The following is a 26,610-nucleotide window of genomic DNA, read 5'->3' on the forward strand; positions in this document are numbered from 1 at the left end:
GGGCGAGGGACGTCGAGGAGGTCAGGGCATGAACTCAACTCCATCGAGGACGCACTCCAGGCGCTACGAGACGGACGTCCGATGCTCGTCGCCGACGACGAGTCCCGTCTACCTGCGTGGTCACGAGGGTCGCGGCGTCGGCCTGCCGGTCGACGCCCGGGAGTACGCGGCGGCAGCAGCGATCCTGCACAGCCTCGACATCTGCGATGTTCGGCTGATCAGCAACAACCCCGCAAAGCGACTCGGGTTGCAGGACAACGGAATCGAGGTTGGTTCGATGGAGCCGTCACCGGTGCGCGTCAGCGATCACAATCTGCGCTACCTACAGACCAAACGTGACCGGATGGGTCGCGACCTTCCCGACATCCACGAAGGAGCGACCGTATGAGCGGACACGGAGCACCGACCGTCCAGGTCGACGGGCGCGGTCTGAGGGTCGCTGTCGTCGCCGCGAGTTGGCACGAACAGGTGATGGACGGCCTGCTCGCCGGAGCACAGCGGTCCCTGGACGATGCCGGCGTCGCGGACGCCACCGTCGTCCGCGTCCCGGGGTCCTTCGAACTCCCAGTCGCAGCGGCGCGTCTGGCCGCCGACCATGACGCGGTCGTCGCGCTGGGCGTGGTGGTTCGGGGCGGGACACCGCACTTCGACTACGTCTGCCAGGCAGCCACCGTCGGCCTCACCGAGGTCTCGGTGCGCACCGGCGTCCCGGTCGGGTTCGGGGTGTTGACGTCCGACGACGATCAGCAGGCTCTGGATCGGGCCGGTTTGCCCGGTTCGAGTGAGGACAAGGGATACGAGGCCGCGACTGCGGCCTTGGCGACCGCGCGTACGCTTCGCGACGCGTCACGACACACATCAGGAGAACAAGCATGAGAACGACCGTGCTGGCCGCTGCCGCGGGCGGCGAGCATAACTTCTTCCAGCAGCTGTTGGAATGGCACCTCGACATCGGCAAGTACCAACTGCACTGGCTCGAGTTGATCGGTGTGCTCATCGGTGTCGCGTCCGCCTACCTCGGTATGAAGCGCTGGGTGTGGGCGTGGCCGGTCGGCATCGTCGCCAACATCATGCTGTTCTTCGTCTACATCGGAGCCGCGTTCGGCACTGACACCCGCATCCCGCTGTTCGGGCAGGCCGGGCGACAGATCTTCTTCATCGTCACCAGCATCTACGGCTGGTGGCGGTGGAACCAGCACCGCAAGAACAAGCGCGCGGAGGCGTCCGAGGCGGCCGTCACCCCGCGGTGGGCGACAAACAAGGAACGCCTGCTGATGGCGGCCTTCTGGATCGTGGGAACGGTGATCGCCCACGCCGTCTTCCAGGCGATCCTGGACGCGAACGCCAACCCGCACTGGACGCCGGAATGGTGGTTCGCCTGGTGCGACGCATGGGTGTTCGTCGGGTCGATCGTCGCGACGTACGCGATGGCCCGCGCCTGGAACGAGTTCTGGCTGGCGTGGATCGTGGTCGACCTGGTGGGAGTGCCGTTCGGGTTCGCCACCGACTATGTGCCCACAGCGGTCATGTACATCTTCTACGGGCTGTTCGTGATCTACGGGTTCACCCAGTGGGTGAAGGTGACCCGGCGAGAGCGCGGGAGCCGACCGGCCACGGCCTGACCCCCACCCGGCGAGTGGCCGGGGTCACGTGGACGAGTCCACGTCCCGGCCGCTCGTCCGCGGGCTCCGCCCCGCTGCGTACCCTTGTGCCCCGTGAAGAGCTTCGAGCAGTTGTGGGCCGAGCTGCAGGACAAGGCAGCCGAGCGCCCCGAAGGATCCGGCACGGTCGCAGAGATCGACGCCGGCGTCCACTTCATCGGCAAGAAGATCGTCGAGGAGGCTGCCGAGGTGTGGATGGCCGCCGAGTACGAGGGCAACGACAAAGCCGCCGAGGAGATCAGCCAGCTGCTCTACCACCTGCAGGTGCTGATGCTGGAGCGCGGCATCGCGTTGGAGGACGTCTACCGACATCTCTGAGCCTCGAGTGGTTCGAGCCGATCCTCAATCTGCACAAGGAGTTTCACCATGTTGCGAGTCGCCATGCCGAACAAGGGCAGCCTCGCCGAGTCCGCCGCCGAGATCATGCGCGAGGCGGGTTACCGCGGTCGTCGTGAGTCGAAGGAATTGGTCGTCGTCGACGCCGACAACGACGTCGAACTGTTCTTCCTGCGACCACGGGACATCGCCGTGTACGTCGGACGCGGGACGCTCGATGTCGGCATCACCGGCCGCGATCTGCTGCTCGATTCCGGAGCGCCGGCGATCGAGGCCATGCAGCTCGGCTTCGGTGCCTCCACCTTCCGGTACGCCGCGCGCCCGGGCGTCGCTTCCTCGGTGGGCGACCTCGCGGGTAAGCGCGTCGCCACGAGCTTCGAAGGTCTCGTCGAATCCGATCTGGAGAACGCCGGTGTCGAGGCGTCCGTCGTCCGACTGGACGGCGCCGTCGAGACCGCGGTCACCCTCGGTGTCGCCGACGTCATCGCGGATGTCGTGGAGACCGGTACCACCCTGCGCAACGCCGGGCTCGAGGTGTTCGGCGAGCCGATCCTGAAGAGCGAAGCCGTACTGATCCGTCCGGCGGAGGCCGGCGCGAACCCCGCGGTCGACGTCCTGGTCCGCCGCTTGCAGGGTGTGCTCACGGCCCGCGACTACGTGATGCTCGACTACGACATCCGCAAGGACCTCGTCGAGAAGGCGTCCGCGATCACTCCCGGCCTGGAGTCACCGACGATTTCCCCGTTGCACGACCCGGACTACGTCGCGGTGCGTGCGATGGTGCCGCGCAAGCGCACGAACGCCCTGATGGACGAGCTCTACGACCTGGGTGCTCGTGCCATCCTGGTGACAGAGATCGCTGCCTGCCGATTGTGAGTTCTCGATGAACACCCCGAGCGGTTCCGACCCACACCATTCGGGCGACCACGACCCGTACGCGCCGTTCCGGCCCCGCAGCGGACGGTGGGTGCCGCTGGTGGCGGGGCTTGCCTCGATCGCGGTCTTCGGTTTCGTGGCCATCAACCTGCCCCGCGGCGGCGTCACCGGGTGGACCGTCCTGGACGCGCTCATGATGTTCCTGCTCGGCGTCGGCATGGCTGCGTTCCTTTGGCGCTACACCGCGATCAAGGCCGTGCCCACCGACAAGGGCTTGATCGTGCGCAACCTCTTCCTCACCCGAGAGGTCGCCTGGGAGGAGATCCTCGGCGTCCAGTTCGGCGGTGGGTCACCGTGGCTGATCCTCGATCTCGCGGACACCGAACAGCTCGCCGTGATGGCGGTACAACGCGCCGACGGCGAGTTCGCCCAGGCCGAGGCGCAACGAATGGCAGCATTGGTGGAGGCCAACGCCTACCCGGACGAATCCGTCGGCTGACCGAAGTCTTTCTTGTTCAGGCGGATTCGCGGAGCAAGTGGCTGGTGTCGAAGACCAGGTCGGCGTGTTCGCGGGTCTCGTCACCGGTGAACAAGGATTCTTCCTGCTCGGCCCACGTGTCCCAGTGCTCGTCGAACGCGCCTGCGTCGCGGACGAGTCCACGGGCGCGGCGTAGGTCATCGTCTGCTTCCAGCCACACCCGGACGTCGCTCAGCTGACCCGCCGGGCCGACACTGCAGCCGCATCCTTCGACGATCACGTACGGCGCGGGCTCCACGAACAACTCTGCAGTGAAGTCGCCCTCGATCCAGTCGTACTGCTGATAGGTGGAAACCTCGTTGCCTCGCAACGGGATCAGGATGTCGTCCGTGAGTGCCGGCAGGGCAGCTGCCAGGCCGTTCCAGCCGGGGTAGAGGTCGTCCATGTGGACGACGGGCGCGTTGTCCAGCACCGTCGACAACTCGCCGGCGAGGGTGGTCTTGCCGGTCGAGGAGCGTCCGTCGATCGTGATCATCACGGGGCGGTCGGTGATCTCGCCGGCCCGCTGAAGCGCTGCGCGGGCGATCTTCTCGACCATGGGGTTCTTCGCCTGTAGGCGGCTCGTATGGTCGGCGGCATCCGCCTGCTGAGCTGTCGGGGTCTCGGTCACGTGCCGAAGATTACGCTGTGCCGCATGTCGGTTGCAGTGCGTGTGATCCCGTGTCTCGACGTCGACGCCGGTCGGGTGGTCAAGGGAGTGAACTTCACCGGATTGCGCGACGCGGGCGACCCGGTCGAACTGGCCCACCGATACGACGACCAGGGTGCCGACGAACTGACCTTCCTCGACGTCACCGCCAGCTCGGCCGGCCGGGAAACCACGTACGACGTGGTCCGTCGGACCGCCGAAGAAGTGTTCATTCCGTTGACCGTCGGCGGGGGGGTGCGGGAGGCCGGGGACGTCGATCGCCTGCTGCGGGCCGGGGCCGACAAGGTCGGGATCAACACCGGCGCCATCGCCCGACCGCAGGTGATTCGGGAGATCGCCGATCGGTTCGGTTCGCAGGTGCTGGTGCTTTCGGCCGATGTGCGACGGACGGCGGATGGCTCGTTCGAGGTGACCACCCACGGTGGACGCGAATCCGCCGGTCTCGAAGCCATCGAGTGGTGCGTGCGGGCGTGCGAACTCGGTGCCGGCGAGATCTTGTTGAATTCGATGGACGCCGACGGCACCAAGGACGGCTTCGATCTCGAGCTGATCCGCGCTGTTCGACGCGAGGTGGACGTTCCGCTCATCGCGAGCGGCGGCGCCGGAACGATCGAGCACTTCGTCCAAGCGGTGGAGGCCGGCGCGGACGCCGTGCTCGCCGCCTCGGTGTTCCACTTCGGTCAACTGAGGATCGACCAGGTCAAGGCCGCGCTGCGAACCGCGGGTCACCCCGTCCGTTGAGCGCGGCACGAGCTACCCGGGCTGAACCGTCCTTGAATCGCTGGTTGAGCCATGCGCCCTACCGAGGTTTGTGCTGAGCCGTTGCCTCACGGCTGGTTGAGCCATGCGCTCGACGGAGGAGGGCGCATGTGCCGAAACCTGGTGACCGTGAACGGCTACCCGACCCTACGGGGCTGATTCATGAAGCGTCGTGCACGGAGTCTGGGTAGGTGATGTAGGTGCGGCCGGTGCGTGAGGTCCAGGTACAGACTCCGTCGTCGCTCATCTCGTAGTCCCAGTGCTTCTTGGTCTTGGCGTCGTGATGGTGTCGGCAGAGTGCGGCGAGGTTGTGCCCGGCGGTGGGTCCGTCCGGCCATTCGACGACATGATCGATGTCGCACCTGATGGCGGTCCTAGTGCACATGGGGAAACGGCAGGTCTGGTCGCGTTGTTGCACGAACTCCCTCATCCGCGGCGTAGGTTCATAGGCGGTTGTCGAGGTTTCGCAGGTGACTCCGGTGTCGGCGTCGACCAGTGCCCGGGTCAGGCGGCAACCGAACTGGTCGATCAACGCGTCGAGGACTTCAGGTGGGATGAACCCGATCCCTGCGATCCGTGCCCACCCCGTTGTGTAGCAGTGGTCCGATTCGCGTGCTGTTGAGCCGGATTCGGTGCCATCAGTGTCGGCGGGCGCTCCGGAATGGTCAGGGCCTCGCGGGGATGAGGTGGACTGTCCGGGTGGGGGTGAACCATCATCCGGGGACGCCTCGGGCTCGCGTTCCGCGTCGTCGGTGGCACGTTTGGCCGCTGTTGCAGCCTGTTGCTCTTCACGAACCACTGGGACCTGGATGACGACCTGGTAGGAGATGTCGGCGCCTCGGGTGACGAGGTCGTGCAACGCGCCGAGGCGCAGTTGTCCGAGTGTCGGCTTCGACTCACCGGTCTCGCTGCCCTCGCTTGCGGGCGGGTTCTTCGAGCGTTGATCAGCCAATTGGTCGACGGCTCCGTAGATGCGAGCGATCTGGTCGGCCGGCCCGATGGCGCGCAGTTCGGCCATGCCCGGGATGTCGGAGGGACGCACCCAGACACCGGTGGCTTCTTTGGCTTCCTTCTGGCGGGTCTTCTTCGCGGCTTCCTCTTCCCACTGGGTCACCAGCGCCCGCGCGGCGGTCTTCACCTTCAGGTAGCCCCAGGTGTCGAAGCCTTTGGTGTCGAGTAGGTGCTGCTCGACCCGGTGGGACGTCTCGGGTGAAGCGTTCACCAGCTCGGACGCGACGAGGGACACCTTCCAGTACGGGATTGACCCCTCGACCGCCGCTGCGAGCAACCCGGGTGTTTTGGTGCAGACGTCGATGGAGTTGCTCATCTTGCTCGACGCGGTGCGGGGTGCCATCTGGCACGCGGCCGCCAGGTCGGTGTCGGCGAACGACGCTTGGTGCCCGAGGGCGTGTTCGACCTTCGCGGTGACACCGGTGTCGGAATCGACGAGTTCTTCATCGATCGCGGCGTACCGCGCCATTGCCATGGCTTGCACGGCTTGGGAGATCGATGCCAACTGGGTGGAACCGGTCACTGCTTTCTCGAGCATGCGGTGGTCATCGGCATCGACGGGTCGGGCAGAGGCGATGTCCCCCGGGTGCTGCAGGGCGTCTGCGTGCAGTCCGTGGAACGCGTCCTGCGACATCTGAACCGCGAACTCCAGGACCTCCGACGGCGACCCCAATGCATCGACCAGTTGTTTCAACAAACGCTGCTTGTGATCCGAGATCGATTCCAACAGAACGAATTCCACCGGAGACTCCGGTTCGTAGAACTCGTAGCTGATGCCCATGAGAAGACTCTAGGCGGGACCACCGACAACCTCCGTGGCACTGATCTCGCGGGTGGGTCGGTCACCAAGGACCGGATCTCACCAGGGTTTCGGCACTGGACTCAGTCCTTCGTCGCAGCGTCCAGGCTCAACCAGCGGCGGTGGTCGGCGCCCCCCGGTTCATGGCCTGCGTCGCTGCGCCGGTCCGTGGAACGCCTGTCACGATGAACAAGTGAACGAACTCAGCGTCGACGGCAATCGGTACTCGGTGCGCAGGGCAACCGCACATGACGTCCGGCCCATCGTGCAGTTGCTGGCGGACGATCCTCTCGGCGCCACCAGGGAGCGCAGCGACGAGTCGGTCTACGAAAGGGCCTTCGCCGCGATCGACGCCGACCCCAACCAGTTCCTCGCGGTCGTCGCGGACGACGAAGCTGCAGTCGTCGGAACGTTCCAACTCACGCTGATCCCGGGACTGGCCAGGGCAGGCGCCACACGATTGCTCATCGAGGCCGTCCGTGTATCGGCCTCGGCCCGCGGAACCGGCCTGGGTGCAGCGATGTTCGGCTGGGCGCACGAGTACGGACGCAGCCGTGGGGCGGTGCTCGCTCAACTCACGACCGACAAGTCGCGCTCGGATGCCCACCGCTTCTATGAGCGGCTCGGTTACGAAGGCAGTCACGAGGGCTCCAAGCTCGTCCTCTGACCCAACGGCGCAGCGCGTGGTCAGACGCCGAGGTTCGTCTCGCGGAAGGCCGCGACATCGTGATCGGCACCGTCGAGTTCGACGTCGGCGACCTCACCACGTCCGAAGATGTACAACACGATCTCGCTGGGTTCCCCGGTCATCACGACGTTGCCGTGCTCGTCCTTCGGACTGCGCAGCGACCGACGTCCGTAACCCGGTGAATCGGCCACCACACCGACGCGGCACGACCGCAGGGTCAGCATGCCCATGCGGGAGAGCACCCCGAACAGCGCCTTCTGCTCGGCCGGTTCGAGCTGGCGGCGAGCGGCGGGGTCGACCCCACGCAGCACGTCCTCGTGGTGCACGAAGAACTCGCCCAGGTTCGCGGCTTCGTCGATGCTGCCCAGTGCCATCGGGTTCCACTTCGGCGGGCCGCTGCGGATGATGTCGACCAACTCCTCGAACGGCCGCTGCGCCAGCGACGCCTGGATCTTGTCCGTGCGTCCGGCGAGCGGCGCGAGGAACATGCCGATCGCAGCGTCCGGACGACGTTCGCGAAGGATCAGGTGTGCGGCCAGGTCACGCGTGCGCCACGAGCCGCTGAGCGTCGGCGCGTCGGGACCGACCTCCAGGAAGGTGTCGCACAAGGCTGAACGCTCGCTTTGGGCAAATGAGGTCATGCAGTGAATCATGTCCTACATGCCCTCCTCCGTGACCGTCACACCCGACAACGATCAGGTGGCGGATGGCAAGAAGGACGATCGAAAGACCGGAACGACCGAGGTCGACTTCGGCGCATCAACCCTCGGTGAAGGGTTCCGTGTCCTCGGGCGTGGCTTCCGCGACCAGCCGAAGACACTGCTCGTCGCGGTGATCGGCTCGGCGATCTACGGCGTGATGACCGTCTTCACCGCGCGCGTGATCGGGCACCTCATCGCGACGGTCGCCGAGCCTGCGGTTGCAGCCGGTCGCCTCACCGGGGAACAGATCTGGACGATCATCTGGCAACTCGGAGCAGTGGTGTTGCTCAACGTGATCGGTGTGATTCTGCGCCGTGTCGCGGCCGGCATGGCCTACTTCAACCTCAACGCGATCTACCGCCGACGGGTCACCCGTCAGTACCTGCGTCTGCCACTGTCGTGGCATCACCGCCACCCGTCCGGACAGTTGCTCTCGAACGCGAACGCCGACGTGGAGGCGACCTGGAACATCTTCCAGCCGCTCCCGATGGCTATCGGGGTGCTCGTCATGCTGGGTGTCGGTCTGGCCGAGATGTTCCGGGTCGACGTCTGGCTTGCGCTCGTCGGTCTGATCGTCTTCCCGTTGTTGTTCGCCACCAACCTGGTCTTCCAGCGCTACATGTCGCCGCGGGTGACCCGCGCCCAGCGGATGCGCTCGCACGTCAGCGAGGTGGCCCACGAATCGATCGAGGCCGCCCTGCTGGTCAAGGTGATGGGACGCGAGCAACAGGAAGCCGACCGGTTCTCCGTCGAGACCCAGCGCCTGCGCAATGCCGCCGTCGAGGTCGGCCGCGTCCGGGGCATCTTCGACCCGCTGGTCGAAGCGATTCCGACGATCGGGACGCTGGCGGTCCTGACGGTCGGCACCGCCCAGGTGAGCGCCGGCGCAACGACGGCGGCAGAAGTCGTCCAGATCGCTTACCTGTTCTCCGTGCTCGCCTTCCCGGTGCGGTCCTTCGGCTGGGTGCTGGCCGAGATGCCGCGCTCGGTCGCCGGCTGGGTACGCCTCAACAGCGTGCTGGCCGCCACCGGGCACACCGACTACGGCACCCGGACGCTCATTTCCGACCACGCCGCCGCGCTCGGCGCCGATCAGGTCGGCTACGAGTACGACCTGTCCGGTTCGGTCGACCTCAGCGAGAAGTACCAGGGCGGCGGTGCCGAACGCTGGCGCGCCCTGGACGACGTCGACCTCGACCTGGCACCGGGATCGTTGACCGCGATCGTCGGACCGACCGGATCGGGCAAGTCGACGCTGATGAGTCTGCTCGTGCGACTGATGGACCCGACCGACGGACGTGTGCTGATCGACAACGTGCCCGAACGCGACCTCGCGGCAGGGGAGACCAGCAAGGCCGCGTCCCTGGTGACCCAGCAGACGTTCGTCTTCGACGACACCATCGCCGGCAACGTCACCCTCGGTCACGACTTCACCGACGACGAGGTGCGTCGCGCGCTGCAGATCGCGCAAGCCACCGGGTTCGTCGACGAGCTCCCGGACGGTGCCGCCACCCGGGTCGGTGAGCGCGGAGCGTCGCTGTCAGGCGGGCAGAGGCAGCGAATTGCACTGGCCCGCGCGGTGATCCGTCGTCCACGCGCACTCCTGCTCGACGATGCGACCAGCGCGGTCGACCCCGCTGTCGAGCAGTCGATCCTGCAGGCGCTGCGTGAGAACCGTGACGGCACGACGGTGGTGATGGTCGCCTACCGGATGTCCAGCATCGCGCTCGCGGACGAGGTCGTGTTCGTCGACGGTGGCCGCATCACCGACCGCGGCACCCACGCCCAACTCATGGAGCGCAGCGCGGGATATCGCACGCTGGTCACGGCCTACGCCGAACGCGCCGCCGAGATCGCCGAGCAGGATGACGCGCAGAACGACGAAACGATCGACCAGCAGATGAACAAGCAGGGTGAGGACGCATGAGCACCGCGGTCGGCACCCCAGGATCCACGGCTGCGGGGGAGCGGGTGGGCACCGCCGGCGAACTCACCACCTGGCAGACCCTCAAGCGCGGCTTCGAACTCTCGCCCGAACTGCGGCGCGGTCTGTTGGTCACGATCGCGCTCGCCATCTTCTCCACCACCGGACGCGTCCTCGTCCCGATCGCCGTCCAGCAGACCTTGGACCGCGGAATCCTGGCCCCCGGTGGTCCACAGACCGGCACGGTCACGACCCTGATGGTGCTCACCGTGCTGGGTGTGGCCGTCACCGGCCTTGCCTCGTACGCAGTCAACCTGCGGCTGTTCCGTAGTAGCGAGAGTGGCTTGGCAACCTTGAGGGTCAAGGGTTTTCGGCACATCCACGACCTGTCCATGCTCACCCAGAACGCCGAGCGCCGGGGCGCGCTGGTCTCCCGCGTGACCAGCGATGTCGACCAGATCAGCCAGTTCGTCCAGTTCAGTGGCCTCATGCTGCTGATGGCCGTCGGCCAGTTGCTCATCGCCAGCGTCCTGATGCTCGTCTACAGCCCGTTGCTCGCCGCCGTCGTGTGGATCTGCTTCATCCCGATGTTCATCGTGTTGCGCTACTTCCAGGGTGTCGTCGGACGCGCCTACACGGTCGTCCGCGAACGCGTCGCCGACATGCTGGCCGCGATCTCCGAGTCCGTGGTCGGTGCCGCGACGATCCGCGCGTACGGCGTCCAGGACCGCACCGCCGAGCGCATCGACGTCACCGTCGAGAAGCATCGCAAGGCGAGCATCCTGGCCCAGATCAAGGCCGTCGGTGCCTTCTCGACCGGCCAGTTCGTCGCGGGTGTCACGACCGTCGTCGTGCTCGTGATCGGCGCACAACAGGCAGCAGCCGGCAACATCACGCTCGGTGAACTCGTCGCGTTCCTGTTCATCGTCAACTTGTTCACCCAGCCGGTGCAGATGGCCACGGAGAACCTCAACGAACTGCAGAACGCCGTGGCCGGCTGGCGCCGCGTCATCGGCCTGATCGACACCCCGGTCGCAGTCGTCGACCCGCCGGAAGGCCGGGAGATGCCGTCCGGTTCGGTGACCGTCGACTTCGAGAAGGTGACGTTCGCCTACCCCGGTGGAGCGCCCGTCCTGCACGACGTCGACCTGCACATCCCGGCGGGAGCCCGCGTCGCGGTCGTGGGGGAGACGGGGTCGGGCAAGACCACGATCGCCAAGCTCGTCACCCGACTGATGGATCCGACGGGCGGCAGCGTCAAACTCGACGGAATCGACTTGCGCGACATCAGTTTCCGCTCGCTGCGCGAACACGTCGTGCTGGTGCCGCAGGAGGGCTTCCTGTTCGACGCCACCCTGCTCGACAATGTGCGCTTCGGGCTGCAGACGGCCACCCGCGCCGACGTCGAGCAGGCGTTCACCAACATGAATCTCACCGACTGGATCGTCGGTCTCCCACGCGGCCTGGACACCCGGGTCGGGCAACGCGGCGAGTCACTGTCGGCCGGTGAAAGGCAACTCGTCGCCCTCGCGCGGGCCTACCTCGTCGACCCCGACCTGCTGTTGCTGGACGAGGCCACCTCGGCCGTCGACCCCGGCACCGAGGTGCGGATCCAGCGGGCACTCGACCAGGTCACGGCCGGACGAACCTCGATCGCGATCGCGCACCGGTTGTCGACGGCGGAGTCGGCCGACATGGTGGTCGTCGTGGACGCCGGGCACATCGTGGCCGTCGGGCCGCACCGTGACCTGGTGCGTGACCCGGACTCCGTCTACGGACGCCTGCACGCCAGTTGGGCGGCTCAGCAGTCCGGCCACTGACCCTCCGCCGAACATCGCGATCGCCCCCAGGAACAGCATCAGCTGTTGCCCGAAGTAGCGGCGGATGACCGGCGTCCACCGTATGCACTTTTCAGTATGCGAGATAGGAAGCAACTTCGGGGTGGTCGGTCGTGCCGGGGGCTCCCGAGACCGGTTCGCGCTCGTGCAGCGGGTGCGTGACAATGGCAGACATGCCCGAATCCACCAGTCCGCTACCAACCGAACTCGCCGCCGGACTCAAGCGGGACGAGCACGGGCTGGTCGCAGCGGTGATTCAGCAGCACGACACCAGAGAGGTGCTGATGCTCGGATGGATGGACGATGAAGCCCTCCGCCGGACGCTCAGTGAAGGGCGCGTGACGTTCTGGTCGCGCAGTCGTGGCGAGTACTGGCGCAAGGGCGACACCAGCGGGCACGTGCAACATGTGAGGTCCGTGTCGCTCGACTGCGACGGCGATGCGGTCCTGGTGCGCGTGGACCAGGTCGGCGCGGCCTGTCACACCGGTGAGCGCACCTGCTTCTTCACGCCGTTGGAGGTGACCGCGTGAGCAGGATGGACATCTGCGCCGATCTCACGTTCGGTCTCACCTGGCCCTCGGCGAACCTGTTCGAGCACCTTGCGCAGGACCGCCGGGTCATTCCCGTCGTCCGTCGACTGCTCGCCGACGCAGAAACCCCGCTGGGCGTCTACCGCAAGCTGGCGAGCGACCGACCCGGCACGTTCCTGCTGGAGTCCGCCGAGCACGGCGGGGTGTGGTCGCGCTACTCCATCATCGGGGCTGCCAGTCACGCCACCCTCACCGAACAGGACGGTGAGGCGGTCTGGATCGGTGAGCCGCCGGTCGGTCTGCCCACCGGTGGCGACCCGACGAAGGCGCTGCGCGAGACGATGCAGGCGCTGAGCACTCCGGTCATCCCGGGACTGCCGCCGTTGACCGGAGGCATGGTCGGTGCGATCACATATGACGCGGTCCGCCGCTGGGAACGGTTGCCCGACAACGGCATCGACAAGCTGGGGCTGCCCGAGATCTCGATGATGCTCACCACTGATCTCGCCGTCTTCGACCACGCGGACAACTCTCTGCTGCTCGTTGCAAACGCGATCAATCACGACAACACGCCGGATCGAGTGGAGCAGGCGTACACCGATGCCGTCCGCCGCCTGGACGTCATGACCGACGCGTTGATGGCACCCGCGCCCAGCACCGTCTCGGTGCCCGAACCCGCCGAACTGCGTCCGGACAGCAGTCACAGTCAGCAGGAGTTCCACGACATGGTGGACGCCTGCAAGGAGGCGATCCGAGCTGGCGAGGCCTTCCAGATCGTTGTCTCCCAACGGTTCTCGGTGCCGTGCGAAGCAGACGCGTTGGACGTCTACCGGGCCCTGCGGGCCAGCAATCCCAGCCCGTACATGTATCTGCTGCGTATCCCGCTGCCGGACGGCGGCGCGTACGACATCGTCGGGTCGAGTCCGGAGGCGCTGGTGAAGGTGACCGACGGTGAGGTGATCACCCACCCGATCGCCGGTTCCCGGCCGCGCGGCAAGACGCCGGAGCACGACGGTCTGCTGCGCGAGGAACTGCTCACCGACCCCAAGGAGCGCGCCGAGCACCTGATGCTGGTCGACCTGTCCCGCAACGACCTGCAACGCGTCTGTCGGGCCGGCACCGTCGACACGGTGGAGTTCATGAACGTGCGCCGGTACTCCCACATCATGCATCTCGAGTCGACCGTCGTCGGTCGGTTGAAGGACGGCCTCACCGCGTACGACGCGCTGGTGGCGACCTTCCCTGCGGGCACCCTGTCCGGTGCACCCAAGCCGCGTGCCATGGCGATCATCGACGAACTCGAGGGGCTGCGGCGCGGCGTCTACGGGGGGGTCGTGGGCTATCTCGACTTCGCCGGAGACCTCGACATGGCGATCGCGATCCGTACCGCGGTGCTGCACCAAGGACGCGCCCACGTGCAGGCGGGGGCCGGGATCGTTGCCGACTCCGTCGCCGAGACCGAGTATCAGGAGACCGTCAACAAGGCGGCCGCCGCGCTGCGCGCCGTCGCGACCGCGTCCAGCATGAAGCCTCCGGCCGGCGGCGCATCGTGAGCAAACGCCAGGTGTTGACCACGGCGTTCGTCGTCGCCGTTGTCCTGCTCGCACTGACGTCCAGGGCGTGGGTCACGGGCACGGTCATCGACACCATCACCGGCACGACCCAGGCATCGGTCAAGGGCAACAAGGCCTCGCCACCGGCGTTCGCAGGCGCGCTGGTCGCACTGGCCGCGGTCATCGCACTGCTGAGTTCGAAGCGGGTCGGCCGCATCATCGCTTCTGTCGCCTTGATGCTGGCCGGCGTCATGGCGGCGTACGGAGCGCTGAGCTCCCTGCTCGATCCGAGCGGCGTCGTGCGCACCTGGGTGAGCACCTCCGGAGGTCACGCCGACGCACGGGTCACCGACGCCGCAGCGACGGCGTGGTCATGGCCGGCGCTCGCGGCCGGCGTACTGCTGGCCGTACTCGGCGTGTTGGCGCTGACCGGCGGTCGCCGCTGGAGCGGCCTGGGGGAGAAGTACGACGCCCCCACCGCGCCCAAGGAGTCCGACTGGGACCAGTTGTCGGCGGGCAAAGACCCGACTGCAGCAACGGCCGACGATGACTGACAGAATGACCCAAGCTCAGAACCGGCGAACCACGGAACGTGCCCAAGTGCCCGAATCAAGGAGTTGTACCCATGGCTGAGAAGCACCTCGACAACCACGGCAAGAGCGTGGCGTCCTGGACCGCGGTCGGCATCTTGCTGCTGGCCGCCGTGTTGATCGGTGTCGGCATCATGATCAACCAGTCGCTCATCGCATGGGTCGGCGCTGCCCTGGTCGTCGTCGGTGTCATCGCCGGTGCCGGCCTCACCGCTGCTGGCTTCGGTTCCAAGCCGCACGAAGCCCCGAAGCTGCAGGCTGCGACGCCGGACCACGAGTCGCGCGGTGCCCGTGACGCCCAGTCGGCACACTGATCCGCGCAAGTAGTCCCTCAGCGTGGCAACTGTTCTCGACGACATCATTTCCGGGGTTCGTGAGGATCTGAAGACCCGGATGCGAGCCATCGGCCCCGTCCAGATCATCGAGCAGGCGGCAGCCGCACCGGCCGCGCTCGACGCGGCCGTGATGCTCGCGGCGCCCGGGCCGGTCAAGATCATCAGCGAGGTCAAGCGCAAGAGCCCCAGCAAGGGTGAACTCGCGACGATTCCCGATCCTGCCGAACTGGCCGGTTCCTACGAGGACGGTGGTGCTGCCGCGATCTCGGTGCTCACCGAACAACGGCGCTTCGGCGGCTCGCTCGACGACCTCGACGCGGTCCGGGAGCGCGTGCGAATCCCGGTGTTGCGCAAGGACTTCATGGTCAGCGAGTACCAGATGTTCGAGGCACGCGCGCACGGCGCCGACATCATCCTGCTGATCGTCGCCGCCCTCGACGACCGCCAACTGCATGACCTGTTCCAGCAGTCCGCCGACATCGGCATGACTGCTCTGGTCGAGGTGCACGACGAACCCGAGACCGAACGCGCCGTCGAACTCGGCGCCCGCGTCATCGGCGTCAATGCCCGCAACCTCAAGACCCTCGAGGTGCACCGCGAGATGTTCGGCAAGCTCGCACATCTCATCCCGGACGACTGCGTGAAGGTAGCCGAGTCCGGCATCCGCGGCCCGGAGGACATCGCCTACTACGTGTCGCAGGGCGCCGACGCGGCACTGGTCGGCGAGGCGCTCGTGACCGGCGGCGAGCCCAGCCAGGCCGTACGCACCATGATCGAAGCGGGCGCGCGCGCCCGGCAGGGAGTTGCCTGAGCTGTGAACAGGAACAAGACCGACGATCCGTTGACCACCCCGGTCGAGCAGAACTCCGGCCGGCCCGGCATCGGACGCTTCGGCGACTACGGCGGTCGATATGTGCCCGAGGCTCTCATCGCGGCGCTCGAGGAACTCGACGAGCACCGTCACAAGGCGGCCCACGACCCTGAGTTCACCGCCGAACTCGCCAGGTTGCACAAGACATACACCGGTCGGCCGAGCATCATCACCGAGGCGCCACGGTTCGCCGACCATTGCGGCGGCGCCCGTGTCGTGCTCAAGCGCGAGGATCTCAACCACACCGGATCGCACAAGATCAACAACGTCCTCGGGCAAGCGCTGCTCGCCAAGCGGATGGGCAAGCGCCGGGTCATCGCCGAGACCGGCGCCGGTCAGCACGGCGTCGCGACGGCCACGGCGGCTGCGCTTCTCGGGCTCGAATGCGTCGTCTACATGGGCGAGGTCGACACCGAGCGCCAAGCGCTCAACGTTGCGCGGATGCGCCTGCTCGGCGCGAGGGTTGTCGCCGTCAAGCACGGGTCACGCACGCTCAAGGACGCCGTCAACGAGGCCTTCCGCGACTGGGTCGCCACCGTCGACCACACCCACTACGTCCTGGGCACAGTCACCGGGCCGTACCCGTTCCCGGAGATGGTGCGCGACTTCCACAAGATCATCGGCGAGGAAGCCCGCGAGCAGGTCCTGCAGGAGTACGGCCGACTGCCGGACGCCGTCCTAGCGTGTGTCGGCGGCGGTTCGAACGCGATGGGTATCTTCCACCGGTTCGTGCCGGACGAGGGGGTTCGGCTGATCGGCCTCGAAGCTGGGGGAGAGGGCGTCGAATCAGGACGGCACGCGGCCCGCTTCACCGGTCAGGCCACCCCCGGCGTCCTGCACGGTGCGTATACCTACCTGCTGCAGGACGACCAGGGTCAGACGCTCGAATCCAATTCCGTATCAGCAGGATTGGACTACCCCAGTGTGGGCCCGGAGCACGCGTATTTGCGCGACTCGGGCCGCGCCGAGTACTACCCGGTGACCGATGTCGAGGCGATGGACGCCTTCAAACTGCTCGCCCGGACCGAGGGCATCCTGCCGGCGATCGAGTCGGCCCATGCCCTCGCCGGCGCGATCCGCATCGGCAAGGAACTCGGGCCGGACGCGCTGCTGCTGGTCAGCCTGTCCGGACGCGGCGACAAGGACGTCCACACTGCGGGCCAGTGGTTCGGGTTGCTGGACTCCGACGGCCACACGATCGAGGAGGGCGAGCAGCTGTGACCCGTCTGGACGAGGTGCTCGGCGAGGCCCGCGCCGACGACCGTGCCGTGCTGATCGGCTACCTGCCGGTCGGCTGCCCGTCGGTGCAGGAGTCGATCGAGGCGATGGTCGCCATGGTCGAAGCGGGCGTCGACGTCGTCGAGATCGGCATGCCGTACACCGACCCGTTGATGGACGGTCCGGTGATCCAGGACGCCGCGAATCGGGCGCTGGAGAACGGTGTGCAGGTCAAGGACGTCTTCAGCGCGGTCGAAGCGGTCAGCGCTGCCGGCGCCGCCTGCGTCGTGATGATCTATTGGAACCTCGTGTTGCGTTACGGCGTGGAGGAGTTCGCACGCGACCTGAAGGCCGCCGGCGGATCCGGCCTCATCACCCCCGACCTCGTGCCTGACGAGGCACAGGAGTGGCTGGATGCGAGCGCGAAACACGACCTGAACCGGGTCTTCCTCGTCGCTCCGAGTTCGACCCCGGACCGCCTCGCCTACACCACCTCCTACTGCAGCGGCTTCGTCTATGCGACGTCCGTCATGGGCGTCACCGGAGCTCGCGAGAGCCTCGGTACCGAGGCCGCCGCCGTCGTCGAACGCACCCGCGAGCACACCGACCTGCCGGTCTGCGTCGGCATCGGCGTCAGCACCCCGCAGCAGGCCGAACAGGTGGCCAGGTTCGCCGACGGGGTGATCGTCGGCACCGCTCTGGTGCGCACGCTGCTGGACAACGACACCCGCGACTCGCGTCTGGACGCGATCCGAACCCTCGCCGGCGAGCTCGCCGACGGCGTCCGACGGGGACGCTGAGTGCATACCTACCTGCCGAGCCCGACCACGGGAGTGCTGTGGCTCGGCCCCATCCCGCTGCGTGGGTACGCGCTGTGCATTTTGGCCGGCATCGTCGCCGCGATCTGGATCTGCGGCCGGCGACTGCGTGACCGCGGTTACGAGTCCGATCACGCACTCAACGTCGCCTGGTGGGCGGTCCCGTTCGGCATCGTCGGCGGGCGCATCTACCACGTCATCACCTCACCGCAGGCCTACTTCGGGGAGGGCGGCAAACCGCTCGATGCGTTCAAGATCTGGCAGGGCGGCCTCGGCATCTGGGGCGCGATCGCCCTCGGTGCCCTCGGTGCGTGGATCGGCTGCCGCAAGTACAACGTGAATTTCTGGGACTACGCCGACGCCGCTGCTCCGGGCGTGATCCTCGCTCAGGCGATGGGCCGCTGGGGCAACTGGTTCAACAACGAGTTGTACGGAGAGAAGACCGACGTCCCGTGGGCGTTGAAGATCTACCAGTGGGACGAGTCGGCGGGGCACGCGGTGAAGGACGCCGCGGGCGATCCCGTCGTGCTCGGCTACTTCCACCCGACGTTCCTGTACGAGTCGCTGTGGTGCTTGGTTGTCGCGGCGATCATCGTCTTCGTCGACCGGAAGCGCGGATTGGCCCGCGGTCGCAGCTTCGCGCTGTACGTGATGCTCTACCCGGTCGGTCGCATCGTCTTCGAACTCATGCGCACCGACAAGGCCAACCACATCCTCGGCCTGCGGGTCAACGTGTGGACCAGCATGTTCGTCTTCGCTCTCGGCGCGTTCCTGTGGTGGAAGTTCCGGAACAACCCGGTCATCGCCGCCGACGACGAGCCCGTCGACGAAGCCGCCCCGTACACCGAGCGCACCGACGAGGATCCCGAGCCCTCCGCTCGTTGAGTTTCGCATTGTGGGACATTTCCGTCCCATTGTTCGGAACGCCACCGGCCGCCGGTAGTGTGTCGCACGCATGTCCGGCCAACGTCGTCCTGCCATGCGTGTTTCACACGGCGACACTCCGCTCCGGCGGGATGTCCGGACGACAGGATGGTGATCGGACCCATGGGTCAGAGCTCGTTCTCAGCAGTTCCTGCGGCGCAGGGCCTGTACAACCCAGCCACCGAGAAGGACGCCTGCGGCGTCGCGATGGTGGCCACGATGCGCGGTTGGGCGGGGCACGACATCGTGCAGCTCGGCCTCACCGCGCTGATGAACCTCGAGCACCGTGGAGCCACCGGCGCCGACCCGACCGTCGGTGACGGCGCGGGCATCCTGACCCAGATCCCCGACGACTTCTTCCGCGGCGTCTGCGAGTTCGAGCTCCCCACCAAGGGTGAGTACGCGATCGGTATTGCCTTCCTGCCGCAGGACGCCGACGCGCAGTGGCACATCGGTGAGCGCATCGACCAGATCGCTGCCGAGGAGAACCTGCGGGTGCTCGGGTGGCGTGACGTGCCGACCGACGATTCGATGATCGGTCAGGCCGCGCGTGACGTGATGCCGGTGTTCCGCCAGGTCGCGGTCGCCGGCACCGAGGACGGAGTGGGCGGACTCGACCTGGAGCGTCGCGCCTTCGCGCTGCGCAAGCGGATCGAGCGTGAGACCGAGGTCTACTTCCCGTCGCTGTCCAGCCGGACGATCACCTACAAGGGCATGCTCACCACCGAGCAGCTCGGTCGTTTCTACCCGGACCTGTCCGACGAGCGGTTCAGCTCCGAACTCGCGCTCGTCCACTCGCGATTCTCGACCAACACCTTCCCGGCCTGGCCGCTCGCCCACCCGTACCGATTGATTGCCCACAACGGCGAGATCAACACCGTCCGTGGTAACCGCAACTGGATGCACTCGCGCGAATCCACTTTGCGCAGTGAGCTGTTCGGCGGCGACATGGAGCGGCTGTTCCCGATCTGTGCGGGCGAGGTTTCCGACTCCGCGTCCTTCGACGAGGTGCTGGAACTGCTGCACCTCGGCGGGCGCAGCCTGCCCCACGCCGTGCTGATGATGATCCCGGAGGCCTGGGAGAACCACGCCACGATGGACCCCGAGCGCCGCGCGTTCTACGAGTACCACTCGGCCCTGATGGAGCCGTGGGACGGCCCGGCCTGCGTCGCATTCACCGACGGCACCCTGGTGGGCGCGGTCCTGGACCGGAACGGTCTGCGTCCGGGCCGCTACTCGGTGACCGACGACGGCCTGGTCGTGCTCGCGTCCGAAGCCGGTGTGCTCGACCTCGATCCGGCCAAGGTCGTCCGCAAGGGACGCCTGCAGCCGGGCAAAATGTTCCTGGTCGACACCGCGGCCGGTCGCCTCATCGGCGACGAGGAGGTCAAGCAGCAACTCGCCCAGGAGCATCCGTACCAGGAGTGGCTGCACGGCGGTCTGATCCACTTCAAGGACCTGCCGGAGCGCGAACACGTCTGGCACTCACCGAAATCCGTGCTCCGTCGGCAGCAGACCTTCGGTTACACGCACGAGGAGATCCGCATCCTGCTGCGCCCGATGGCGGCCGGCAAGGGCGAGGCGCTCGGCTCGATGGGCACCGACACCCCGATCGCTGTGCTGTCGGACCGTCCGCGGATGATCTTCGACTACTTCACCCAGCTGTTCGCGCAGGTCACCAACCCGCCGCTGGACTCCATCCGTGAAGAACTGGTCACCTCGCTCGGCGGCTTCATGGGGCCCGAGGGCAATCTGCTCGAGGCCGTGCCGCAGCACGCCCGTCAGGTGGAACTGCCGTTCCCGGTGATCGACAACGACCAACTGGCCAAGATCCGGCACATCAATGCGGACGGCAACTTCCCGGGTTTCGCGACCTACGTCGTCCGCGGCACGTTCGACGCCCAGGGGGGCGTCACGGCACTGCGCGCTCGGCTGCGCGGCATCTGCACCGAGGTCAGCGAAGCGATCGCCGACGGGTACCGGTTCATCGTGTTGTCCGACCGCGACAGCAACGCCGACTTCGCGCCGATCCCGTCGCTGCTGCTCACCTCGACCGTGCACCACCACCTGATCCGCGAACACACCCGCACGAAGGTCGGCCTCGTCGTCGAGGCCGGTGACGTCCGCGAGGTGCACCACGTCGCACTGCTGGTCGGCTACGGCGCAGCCGCCGTCAACCCCTACCTGGCGATGGAGACCGTCGAGGACCTCGTCCGCAGCGGCGAGATCGAGGGCGTCACCCCCGAGGAGGCCGTCCGTAACCTCATCAAGGCACTCGGCAAGGGCCTGCTGAAGGTGATGTCGAAGATGGGTATCTCCACCGTGGCCTCCTATCGCGGCGCGCAGGTGTTCGAAGCGATCGGTCTGTCGAAGGAACTCATCGACGACCACTTCACCGGCACCACCTCACGCCTCGGTGGCATCGGCCTGGACGCGATCGCGAAGGAGGTCGTCGCACGTCACGCCACGGCATACCCGGCCAGCGGCCAGCACCAGGCGCACCGCAGCCTCGAGGTGGGCGGTGAGTACCAGTGGCGCCGCGAAGGACCGCCGCACCTGTTCGACCCCGAGACCGTCTTCCGACTGCAGCACTCCACGCGGCAACGCCGGTACGACATCTTCAAGCAGTACACGCAGCGCGTCGACGACCAGGCCGAGCGCCTGATGACGCTGCGCGGGTTGTTCAAGTTCAGGACCGACCGTCCCTCGATCCCGATCGAGGAGGTCGAGTCGGTCAGCGAGATCGTGAAGCGGTTCTCCACCGGTGCGATGAGCTACGGCTCGATCAGCCGCGAGGCGCACGAGACGCTCGCGATCGCGATGAACAACATCGGCGCCCGCTCCAACACCGGTGAAGGCGGCGAGGACCCCGAGCGGTTGATGGATCCCAAGCGGCGTTCGTCGATCAAGCAGGTCGCGTCCGGCCGGTTCGGCGTCACCTCGTTGTACCTGACCGAGTCCGACGACATCCAGATCAAGATGGCGCAGGGCGCCAAGCCCGGTGAGGGCGGGCAGCTGCCCGGCAACAAGGTGTACCCGTGGGTGGCCAAGACCCGTCACTCCACGCCCGGTGTCGGCCTGATCTCGCCGCCGCCGCACCACGACATCTACTCGATCGAGGATCTGGCCCAGCTGATCCACGACCTGAAGAACGCCAACCCCTCGGCACGGGTGCACGTCAAGCTCGTCGCCGAGACCGGCGTCGGTACGGTCGCGGCCGGTGTCAGCAAGGCGCACGCGGACGTCGTTCTGGTCTCGGGCCATGACGGTGGAACGGGTGCTGCGCCGTTGACCTCGCTGAAGCACGCGGGTGGGCCGTGGGAACTCGGCCTGGCCGAGACGCAGCAGACGTTGTTGCTGAACAACCTGCGCGACCGGATCGTGGTGCAGGCCGATGGCCAGCTCAAGACCGGGCGGGACGTCGTCATCGCAGCACTGCTCGGCGCCGAGGAGTACGGTTTCGCCACCGCTCCGCTCGTGGTCAGCGGCTGCATCATGATGCGCGTCTGCCACCTCGACACCTGCCCCGTGGGTGTAGCCACCCAGAACCCCGACCTGCGCGCGCGGTTCAGTGGCAAGCCGGAGTTCGTCGAGACCTTCTTCGAGTACATCGCCGAAGAAGTGCGAGAACTGCTCGCGCAGTTGGGCTTCCGGACCCTCGACGAAGCGATCGGGCACTCCGAGATGCTCGACACGGTCAGGGCGATCAACCACTGGAAGGCGGCCGGTCTCGACCTGTCACCGATCCTCGCCCAGGTGGACGTACCCGCCGACGCCCCACGCCGCTGCGTCACGGTGCAGGACCACGGTCTGGACAAGGCGCTCGACCAGAAGCTCATCGAGATGAGCGCGGACGCGCTGGAGCGCAAGGAGCCGGTGCGGATCGATCTGCCGATCACGAACGTGAACCGTACGGTCGGCACGATGCTCGGTCACGAGGTCACCAAGCGTTACCCGCAGGGACTGCCCGACGGCACGATCGACGTGTCGCTGCGTGGATCGGCCGGCCAGTCTCTCGGCGCCTTCCTGCCGGTGGGTGTCACGTTGCGGATGTTCGGCGAAGCCAACGACTACGTCGGCAAGGGCATCTCGGGTGGACGCGTCGTCGTCCGCCCGCTGCCCGAGGCCTCGCTGGTCGCCGAGGCGAACGCGATCGCCGGCAACGTGATCGGGTACGGCGCGACGTCCGGTGAGATCTTCCTGCGCGGCGTCGTCGGCGAACGCTTCTGCGTCCGTAACTCCGGCGCCACGGCAGTGGTCGAGGGCGTCGGTGACCACGGGTGTGAGTACATGACCGGTGGCACGGTGATGGTGCTCGGACCGACCGGACGCAACTTCGGCGCCGGCATGTCCGGTGGCCTGGCGTTCGTGCTCGACTTGGACGCATCGCAGGTGAATCCCGAACTGGTCGACGTCGTCGAGGTGCGCGAGCGCGACAAGCCGCTCGTGGAGAAGTTGCTGCGCGACCACGCCGAATGGACCGAATCGACGGTGGCCGTGAAGTTGCTGAACGACTTGGACGCGGCTTATCAGCGGTTCTCGCTGGTGCTGCCGCGCGACTACCAGCGCGTCATCGACGTGCGAGAGAAGGCTCAGACCGAGGGCCTCGACCTCGACGGAACCGAGGTCTGGGGACGAATCATGGAGGTGTCCGGTGGCTGACCCGCGCGGATTTCTGAAGCACCGCGAGCGCGAACTGCCCGCTCGCCGTCCGGTGCCGGTGCGCATCAAGGACTGGAAAGAGGTCTACGAGGAACAGGAACTCGCCCAGGTGCAGCGGCAGGCCAGCCGCTGCATGGACTGCGGAATCCCGTTCTGCCACAGCGGTTGTCCGCTCGGCAACCTCATCCCGGAGTGGAACGACCTGGCCTACCGCGGCGACTGGAAGGACGGCATCGAGCGGCTGCACGCCACCAACAACTTCCCGGAGTTCACCGGACGGTTGTGCCCGGCGCCGTGCGAGACCGCCTGTGTGCTCGGCATCAGCCAGCCCGCGGTGACGATCAAGCAGATCGAGGTCACCACGATCGAGAAGGCGTTCGAGGACGGCGTCGTGGAGCCGCAGATCCCGAACCGGCTGACCGGCAAGACGGTCGCTGTCGTCGGGTCGGGCCCGGCCGGTCTGGCCGCCGCCCAGCAACTCACCCGGGCCGGCCACACCGTCGCGGTCTACGAGCGTGCGGACAAGCCGGGTGGACTGCTGCGGTACGGCATCCCCGAGTTCAAGATGGAGAAGTCGGTGCTCGACCGCCGCATCGCGCAGATGGAGGCCGAGGGCACCCGCTTCCGCTGCGGCGTGGAGGTCGGTAAGGACATCACCGGTGAACAACTGCGCCAGCGCTACGACGCCGTCGTCCTCGCCGTGGGTGCGACCGTTCCGCGTGACCTGCCGGTCACCGGACGTGAACTGAACGGCATCCACCAGGCGATGGACTTCCTGCCCCAGGCCAACCGTCAGGCGCTCGGCGAGGATGTCGAGGGCCAGATCACCGCGACCGACAAGCACGTCATCGTGATCGGTGGCGGTGACACCGGTGCCGACTGCATCGGCACTTCGCACCGGCACGGTGCGAAGTCGGTCACCTCTCTGGAGATCATGCCGAAGCCGGGGGAGGACCGCGCGCAGAACCACCCGTGGCCGACCTACCCGATGCTCTACCGCGTGGCGAGCGCGCACGAGGAGGGCGGCGAGCGCGTCTACGCGGTCTCCACCAAGGAACTCGTGGACGACGGCAACGGCAATGTGAAGGCGTTGCGTCTGGCCGAGGTCCGCCAGGGCGACAACGGCTTCGAGGAGGTGCCGGGTTCGGAGAAGGAACTGCCCGCCGATCTGGTGCTCCTTGCGATGGGCTTCCTCGGACCCGAGGGCGAAGGTCTGCTCGAACAGTTGGGCGTGGAGCAGGACGAGCGCTCGAATGTCTTGCGGGACAAGCGCTTCGAGACCACCACACCCGGCGTGTTCGTCTGCGGTGACGCCGGACGCGGGCAGTCGCTCATCGTGTGGGCGATCGCGGAAGGCCGGTCGGCAGCGCGAGGGGTCGACGAATTCCTCTCCGGCACATCGGAACTGCCCGCGCCGATCGGTCCCATGGACCGGCCGTTGACCGTCTGATCCCGGTCACCCAGCAGCGAGACGGGGATGCCCGGTGGACACGATCCGCCGGGCATCCCTGATCCGTTGTCAAAACGGAAAAGCTACTTTCCGGTCACTGAGCGTAAATCGTGGCTTGTTCGAACAATCGCTAGGGTTGCGTCATGCGCAGAGCGAAGATCGTCGCCACCATGGGTCCTGCAGTCGCCAGTCACGAGAAGCTCACCGAACTTGTCCACGCCGGCCTCGACGTCGCGCGATTGAACCTGTCGCACGGCAGCCACGAGGACCACGCCCAGATGTACACCTGGGTGCGCGAGGCGAGTGACGCCGAAGGTCACGCGGTCGCGATCCTCGCCGACCTGCAGGGCCCGAAGATCCGCACCGCACGCTTCTCCGGCGGCCCGATCACGGTCGAGAAGGGCGACACCTTCACGATCACCGTGGACGACGTCGACGGCGATCAGGAACGGGTGTCCACGACCTACAAGGGCCTGCCCGGCGATGTCGAAGCCGGCGACCGCATCCTGATCGACGACGGCAAGATCGAGCTGCGCGCGATCGAGGTGACCGACACCGACGTGGTGACCACCGTCGTCGAGGGCGGAAGGATCTCCAACAACAAGGGCATCAACCTTCCCGGCGTCGCGGTGAGTGTGCCCGCGCTGTCGGAGAAGGACGAGGACGACCTGCGCTGGGCGTTGCGCCAGGGCTGCGACATCATCGCGCTGTCGTTCGTGCGGGACGCCGGCGACATCGACCGCGTGCACGAGATCATGGACGAGGAGGGTGAGACCCGCCCGGTCGTCGCGAAGATCGAGAAGCCGCAGGCGGTCGAGAACCTCGAGGCCATCATCGAGGCCTTCGACGGTGTGATGGTGGCGCGTGGTGACCTCGGTGTCGAGTTGCCGCTGGAGGACGTGCCGATCGTGCAGAAGCGCGCGGTCGAGTTGTCCCGGATGGCGTCCAAGCCGGTCATCGTCGCGACCCAGGTGCTGGAGTCGATGATCGAGAATCACCGCCCGACCCGCGCGGAGGCCAGCGACTGTGCCAATGCTGTGCTCGACGGCGCCGACGCGATCATGCTCTCGGGGGAGACCTCGATGGGAGCGTGGCCGGTCGAGGCGGTCAAGACGATGGCTCGCATCATCGAGAGCACCGAGACGAACGGATTCGACCGCATCCCGCCGCTGCCGGACGGCATCGTCCGGACGATGGGTGACGCGGTCTGCAAGGCGGCGTCCGATATCGGCAACCAACTGGACGTGAAGTATCTGGTCACCTTCACCACCACCGGCGGGTCCACCAAGCGACTGGCCCGGCTGCGCAACGAGATCCCGATCCTGGCGTTCACCCCGGTGCAGCTGACCCGCTCGGAACTCGCGCTCGTCTGGGGCGTCGAGACCTTCCTGGTGCCGGCCGTCATGCACACCGACCAGATGGCGATGCAGGTCGACGAGACCCTGATCGCCGACGGGTACTGCGAGGAAGGCGACCTGGTGATCATCGTCGCCGGTTCCCCGCCCGGAATCCCCGGCTCCACCAACGCGATTCGCGTGCACAAGATCGGCGACGCCAAGAACGGCGTGGCTCCGGCGTACGGCTTCCACCAGGAGGGCGAAACCGATTCGTGAGCGGTCGCTCCACTGACGTATAGTGGCGCGGCGGTCCACTGCCGGGGTGGTGGAATGGCAGACACGGCGCACTCAAAATGCGTTGCTCGAAAGGGCGTGCGGGTTCAAGTCCCGCTCCCGGCACTTCTCGAATCGGGGCGAATCCCATGGGGGTTCGCCCCGATTCGTGTCCACCCCGGTCCAAAGCCCGTTTGATGACCGAGGCAAACGAAAACCCCGCCGCCGGAAGGCGACACGGAACCGCCTGAGATGATCACCTCGACGTG

Annotated in this window: 24 protein-coding genes and 1 tRNA gene; 22 read left to right on the top strand and 3 right to left on the bottom strand. The window is 66.9% G+C overall.

Annotated elements, in window-relative coordinates; translation table 11 throughout:
- Nucleotides 1-28 precede the first annotated feature (28 nt).
- The 6 genes from EU513_RS06240 to EU513_RS06265 all read left to right on the top strand — a co-directional run bounded on the left by EU513_RS06240 (nucleotide 29) and on the right by EU513_RS06265 (nucleotide 3,372).
- Nucleotides 29-388: a hypothetical protein gene (locus EU513_RS06240; RefSeq protein ID WP_129625032.1), complete on the top strand. Its 360-nt coding sequence runs from the start codon at nucleotides 29-31 to the stop codon at nucleotides 386-388.
- Nucleotides 385-876, top strand: a complete 492-nt coding sequence (gene ribH / locus EU513_RS06245) for a 6,7-dimethyl-8-ribityllumazine synthase (RefSeq protein WP_129625033.1) — start codon at nucleotides 385-387, stop codon at nucleotides 874-876. The genes EU513_RS06240 and ribH overlap by 4 nt, the downstream gene beginning before the upstream one ends.
- The gene (gene pnuC / locus EU513_RS06250) at nucleotides 873-1,622 is read left to right on the top strand and encodes a nicotinamide riboside transporter PnuC (RefSeq protein WP_129625034.1); all 750 of its coding nucleotides are present in this window, start codon (nucleotides 873-875) and stop codon (nucleotides 1,620-1,622) included. The genes ribH and pnuC overlap by 4 nt, the downstream gene beginning before the upstream one ends.
- A gap of 93 nt (nucleotides 1,623-1,715) precedes the next feature.
- Nucleotides 1,716-1,979, top strand: coding sequence for a phosphoribosyl-ATP diphosphatase (locus tag EU513_RS06255; RefSeq protein WP_129625035.1), 264 nt, complete (start codon nucleotides 1,716-1,718; stop codon nucleotides 1,977-1,979).
- A gap of 48 nt (nucleotides 1,980-2,027) precedes the next feature.
- Entirely contained in the window at nucleotides 2,028-2,873 is an 846-nt protein-coding gene (hisG, locus tag EU513_RS06260) for an ATP phosphoribosyltransferase (protein ID WP_129625036.1), read from the top strand.
- Nucleotides 2,874-2,880: 7 nt separating this feature from the next.
- Nucleotides 2,881-3,372: a PH domain-containing protein gene (locus tag EU513_RS06265; RefSeq protein ID WP_129625037.1), complete on the top strand. Its 492-nt coding sequence runs from the start codon at nucleotides 2,881-2,883 to the stop codon at nucleotides 3,370-3,372.
- Between the two features lie 16 nt (nucleotides 3,373-3,388).
- Here the strand turns inward: EU513_RS06265 and EU513_RS06270 are convergent, their stop codons facing one another.
- On the bottom strand, nucleotides 3,389-4,021 hold the full coding sequence (locus tag EU513_RS06270; protein ID WP_129625038.1) for a hypothetical protein: 633 nt from the start codon (nucleotides 4,019-4,021) through the stop codon (nucleotides 3,389-3,391).
- 24 nt (nucleotides 4,022-4,045) lie between these two features.
- Here EU513_RS06270 and hisF point away from each other — a divergent pair, with 24 nt between their 5' ends.
- The gene (gene hisF, locus EU513_RS06275; RefSeq protein ID WP_129625039.1) at nucleotides 4,046-4,801 is read left to right on the top strand and encodes an imidazole glycerol phosphate synthase subunit HisF; all 756 of its coding nucleotides are present in this window, start codon (nucleotides 4,046-4,048) and stop codon (nucleotides 4,799-4,801) included.
- A gap of 178 nt (nucleotides 4,802-4,979) precedes the next feature.
- On the opposite strand, the gene EU513_RS06280 is transcribed toward hisF, so the two are convergent.
- Entirely contained in the window at nucleotides 4,980-6,611 is a 1,632-nt protein-coding gene (locus EU513_RS06280; RefSeq protein ID WP_129625040.1) for an HNH endonuclease signature motif containing protein, read from the bottom strand.
- Between the two features lie 211 nt (nucleotides 6,612-6,822).
- Between EU513_RS06280 and EU513_RS06285 the strand changes: the two genes are divergently transcribed.
- Nucleotides 6,823-7,296 carry a GNAT family N-acetyltransferase gene (locus EU513_RS06285; RefSeq protein ID WP_129625041.1) on the top strand — a complete coding sequence of 158 codons (474 nt, stop codon included), beginning with the start codon at nucleotides 6,823-6,825 and terminating at the stop codon, nucleotides 7,294-7,296.
- A gap of 20 nt (nucleotides 7,297-7,316) precedes the next feature.
- On the opposite strand, the gene EU513_RS06290 is transcribed toward EU513_RS06285, so the two are convergent.
- Nucleotides 7,317-7,958 carry a TIGR03085 family metal-binding protein gene (locus EU513_RS06290; protein WP_129625042.1) on the bottom strand — a complete coding sequence of 214 codons (642 nt, stop codon included), beginning with the start codon at nucleotides 7,956-7,958 and terminating at the stop codon, nucleotides 7,317-7,319.
- 19 nt (nucleotides 7,959-7,977) lie between these two features.
- Between EU513_RS06290 and EU513_RS06295 the strand changes: the two genes are divergently transcribed.
- From EU513_RS06295 to EU513_RS06360, 14 genes are all read left to right on the top strand, one after another.
- Nucleotides 7,978-9,945, top strand: a complete 1,968-nt coding sequence (locus tag EU513_RS06295) for an ABC transporter ATP-binding protein (protein WP_129625043.1) — start codon at nucleotides 7,978-7,980, stop codon at nucleotides 9,943-9,945.
- Nucleotides 9,942-11,762 (top strand): ABC transporter ATP-binding protein, encoded by a 1,821-nt coding sequence (locus EU513_RS06300; protein ID WP_129625044.1) that lies wholly within the window; start codon nucleotides 9,942-9,944, stop codon nucleotides 11,760-11,762. Before EU513_RS06295 ends, EU513_RS06300 begins: the two co-directional genes overlap by 4 nt.
- A 191-nt stretch (nucleotides 11,763-11,953) precedes the next feature.
- Nucleotides 11,954-12,310 (top strand): phosphoribosyl-AMP cyclohydrolase, encoded by a 357-nt coding sequence (hisI, locus tag EU513_RS06305; protein ID WP_129625045.1) that lies wholly within the window; start codon nucleotides 11,954-11,956, stop codon nucleotides 12,308-12,310.
- A 5-nt stretch (nucleotides 12,311-12,315) separates the two neighbouring features.
- A complete protein-coding gene (locus EU513_RS06310; RefSeq protein WP_129625154.1) occupies nucleotides 12,316-13,863 on the top strand; it encodes an anthranilate synthase component I in 1,548 nt (515 codons plus the stop codon).
- Nucleotides 13,860-14,417: a Trp biosynthesis-associated membrane protein gene (locus EU513_RS06315; RefSeq protein ID WP_168990171.1), complete on the top strand. Its 558-nt coding sequence runs from the start codon at nucleotides 13,860-13,862 to the stop codon at nucleotides 14,415-14,417. The genes EU513_RS06310 and EU513_RS06315 overlap by 4 nt, the downstream gene beginning before the upstream one ends.
- Before the next feature lie 71 nt (nucleotides 14,418-14,488).
- On the top strand, nucleotides 14,489-14,767 hold the full coding sequence (locus EU513_RS06320; RefSeq protein WP_129625047.1) for an HGxxPAAW family protein: 279 nt from the start codon (nucleotides 14,489-14,491) through the stop codon (nucleotides 14,765-14,767).
- A 22-nt stretch (nucleotides 14,768-14,789) separates the two neighbouring features.
- The gene (gene trpC, locus EU513_RS06325) at nucleotides 14,790-15,599 is read left to right on the top strand and encodes an indole-3-glycerol phosphate synthase TrpC (protein WP_129625048.1); all 810 of its coding nucleotides are present in this window, start codon (nucleotides 14,790-14,792) and stop codon (nucleotides 15,597-15,599) included.
- Nucleotides 15,600-15,629: 30 nt separating this feature from the next.
- Nucleotides 15,630-16,880 carry a tryptophan synthase subunit beta gene (gene trpB, locus EU513_RS06330; protein ID WP_205744691.1) on the top strand — a complete coding sequence of 417 codons (1,251 nt, stop codon included), beginning with the start codon at nucleotides 15,630-15,632 and terminating at the stop codon, nucleotides 16,878-16,880.
- Nucleotides 16,877-17,677: a tryptophan synthase subunit alpha gene (gene trpA, locus EU513_RS06335; protein WP_129625049.1), complete on the top strand. Its 801-nt coding sequence runs from the start codon at nucleotides 16,877-16,879 to the stop codon at nucleotides 17,675-17,677. The genes trpB and trpA overlap by 4 nt, the downstream gene beginning before the upstream one ends.
- Nucleotides 17,678-18,580 (top strand): prolipoprotein diacylglyceryl transferase, encoded by a 903-nt coding sequence (gene lgt, locus EU513_RS06340; RefSeq protein ID WP_129625050.1) that lies wholly within the window; start codon nucleotides 17,678-17,680, stop codon nucleotides 18,578-18,580.
- A gap of 162 nt (nucleotides 18,581-18,742) precedes the next feature.
- A complete protein-coding gene (gene gltB / locus EU513_RS06345; RefSeq protein ID WP_129625156.1) occupies nucleotides 18,743-23,281 on the top strand; it encodes a glutamate synthase large subunit in 4,539 nt (1,512 codons plus the stop codon).
- Nucleotides 23,274-24,731, top strand: a complete 1,458-nt coding sequence (locus EU513_RS06350) for a glutamate synthase subunit beta (RefSeq protein ID WP_129625051.1) — start codon at nucleotides 23,274-23,276, stop codon at nucleotides 24,729-24,731. Before gltB ends, EU513_RS06350 begins: the two co-directional genes overlap by 8 nt.
- A gap of 143 nt (nucleotides 24,732-24,874) precedes the next feature.
- Complete coding sequence (pyk, locus tag EU513_RS06355) at nucleotides 24,875-26,344, top strand: pyruvate kinase (protein WP_129625052.1); 1,470 nt, start codon at nucleotides 24,875-24,877, stop codon at nucleotides 26,342-26,344.
- Between the two features lie 40 nt (nucleotides 26,345-26,384).
- Nucleotides 26,385-26,467 (top strand) — tRNA-Leu (locus tag EU513_RS06360).
- The last annotated feature ends 143 nt before the right edge of the window (nucleotides 26,468-26,610 follow it).

This window comes from Yimella sp. RIT 621, from assembly GCF_004146205.1.
GTDB lineage: Bacteria > Actinomycetota > Actinomycetes > Actinomycetales > Dermatophilaceae > Yimella > Yimella lutea.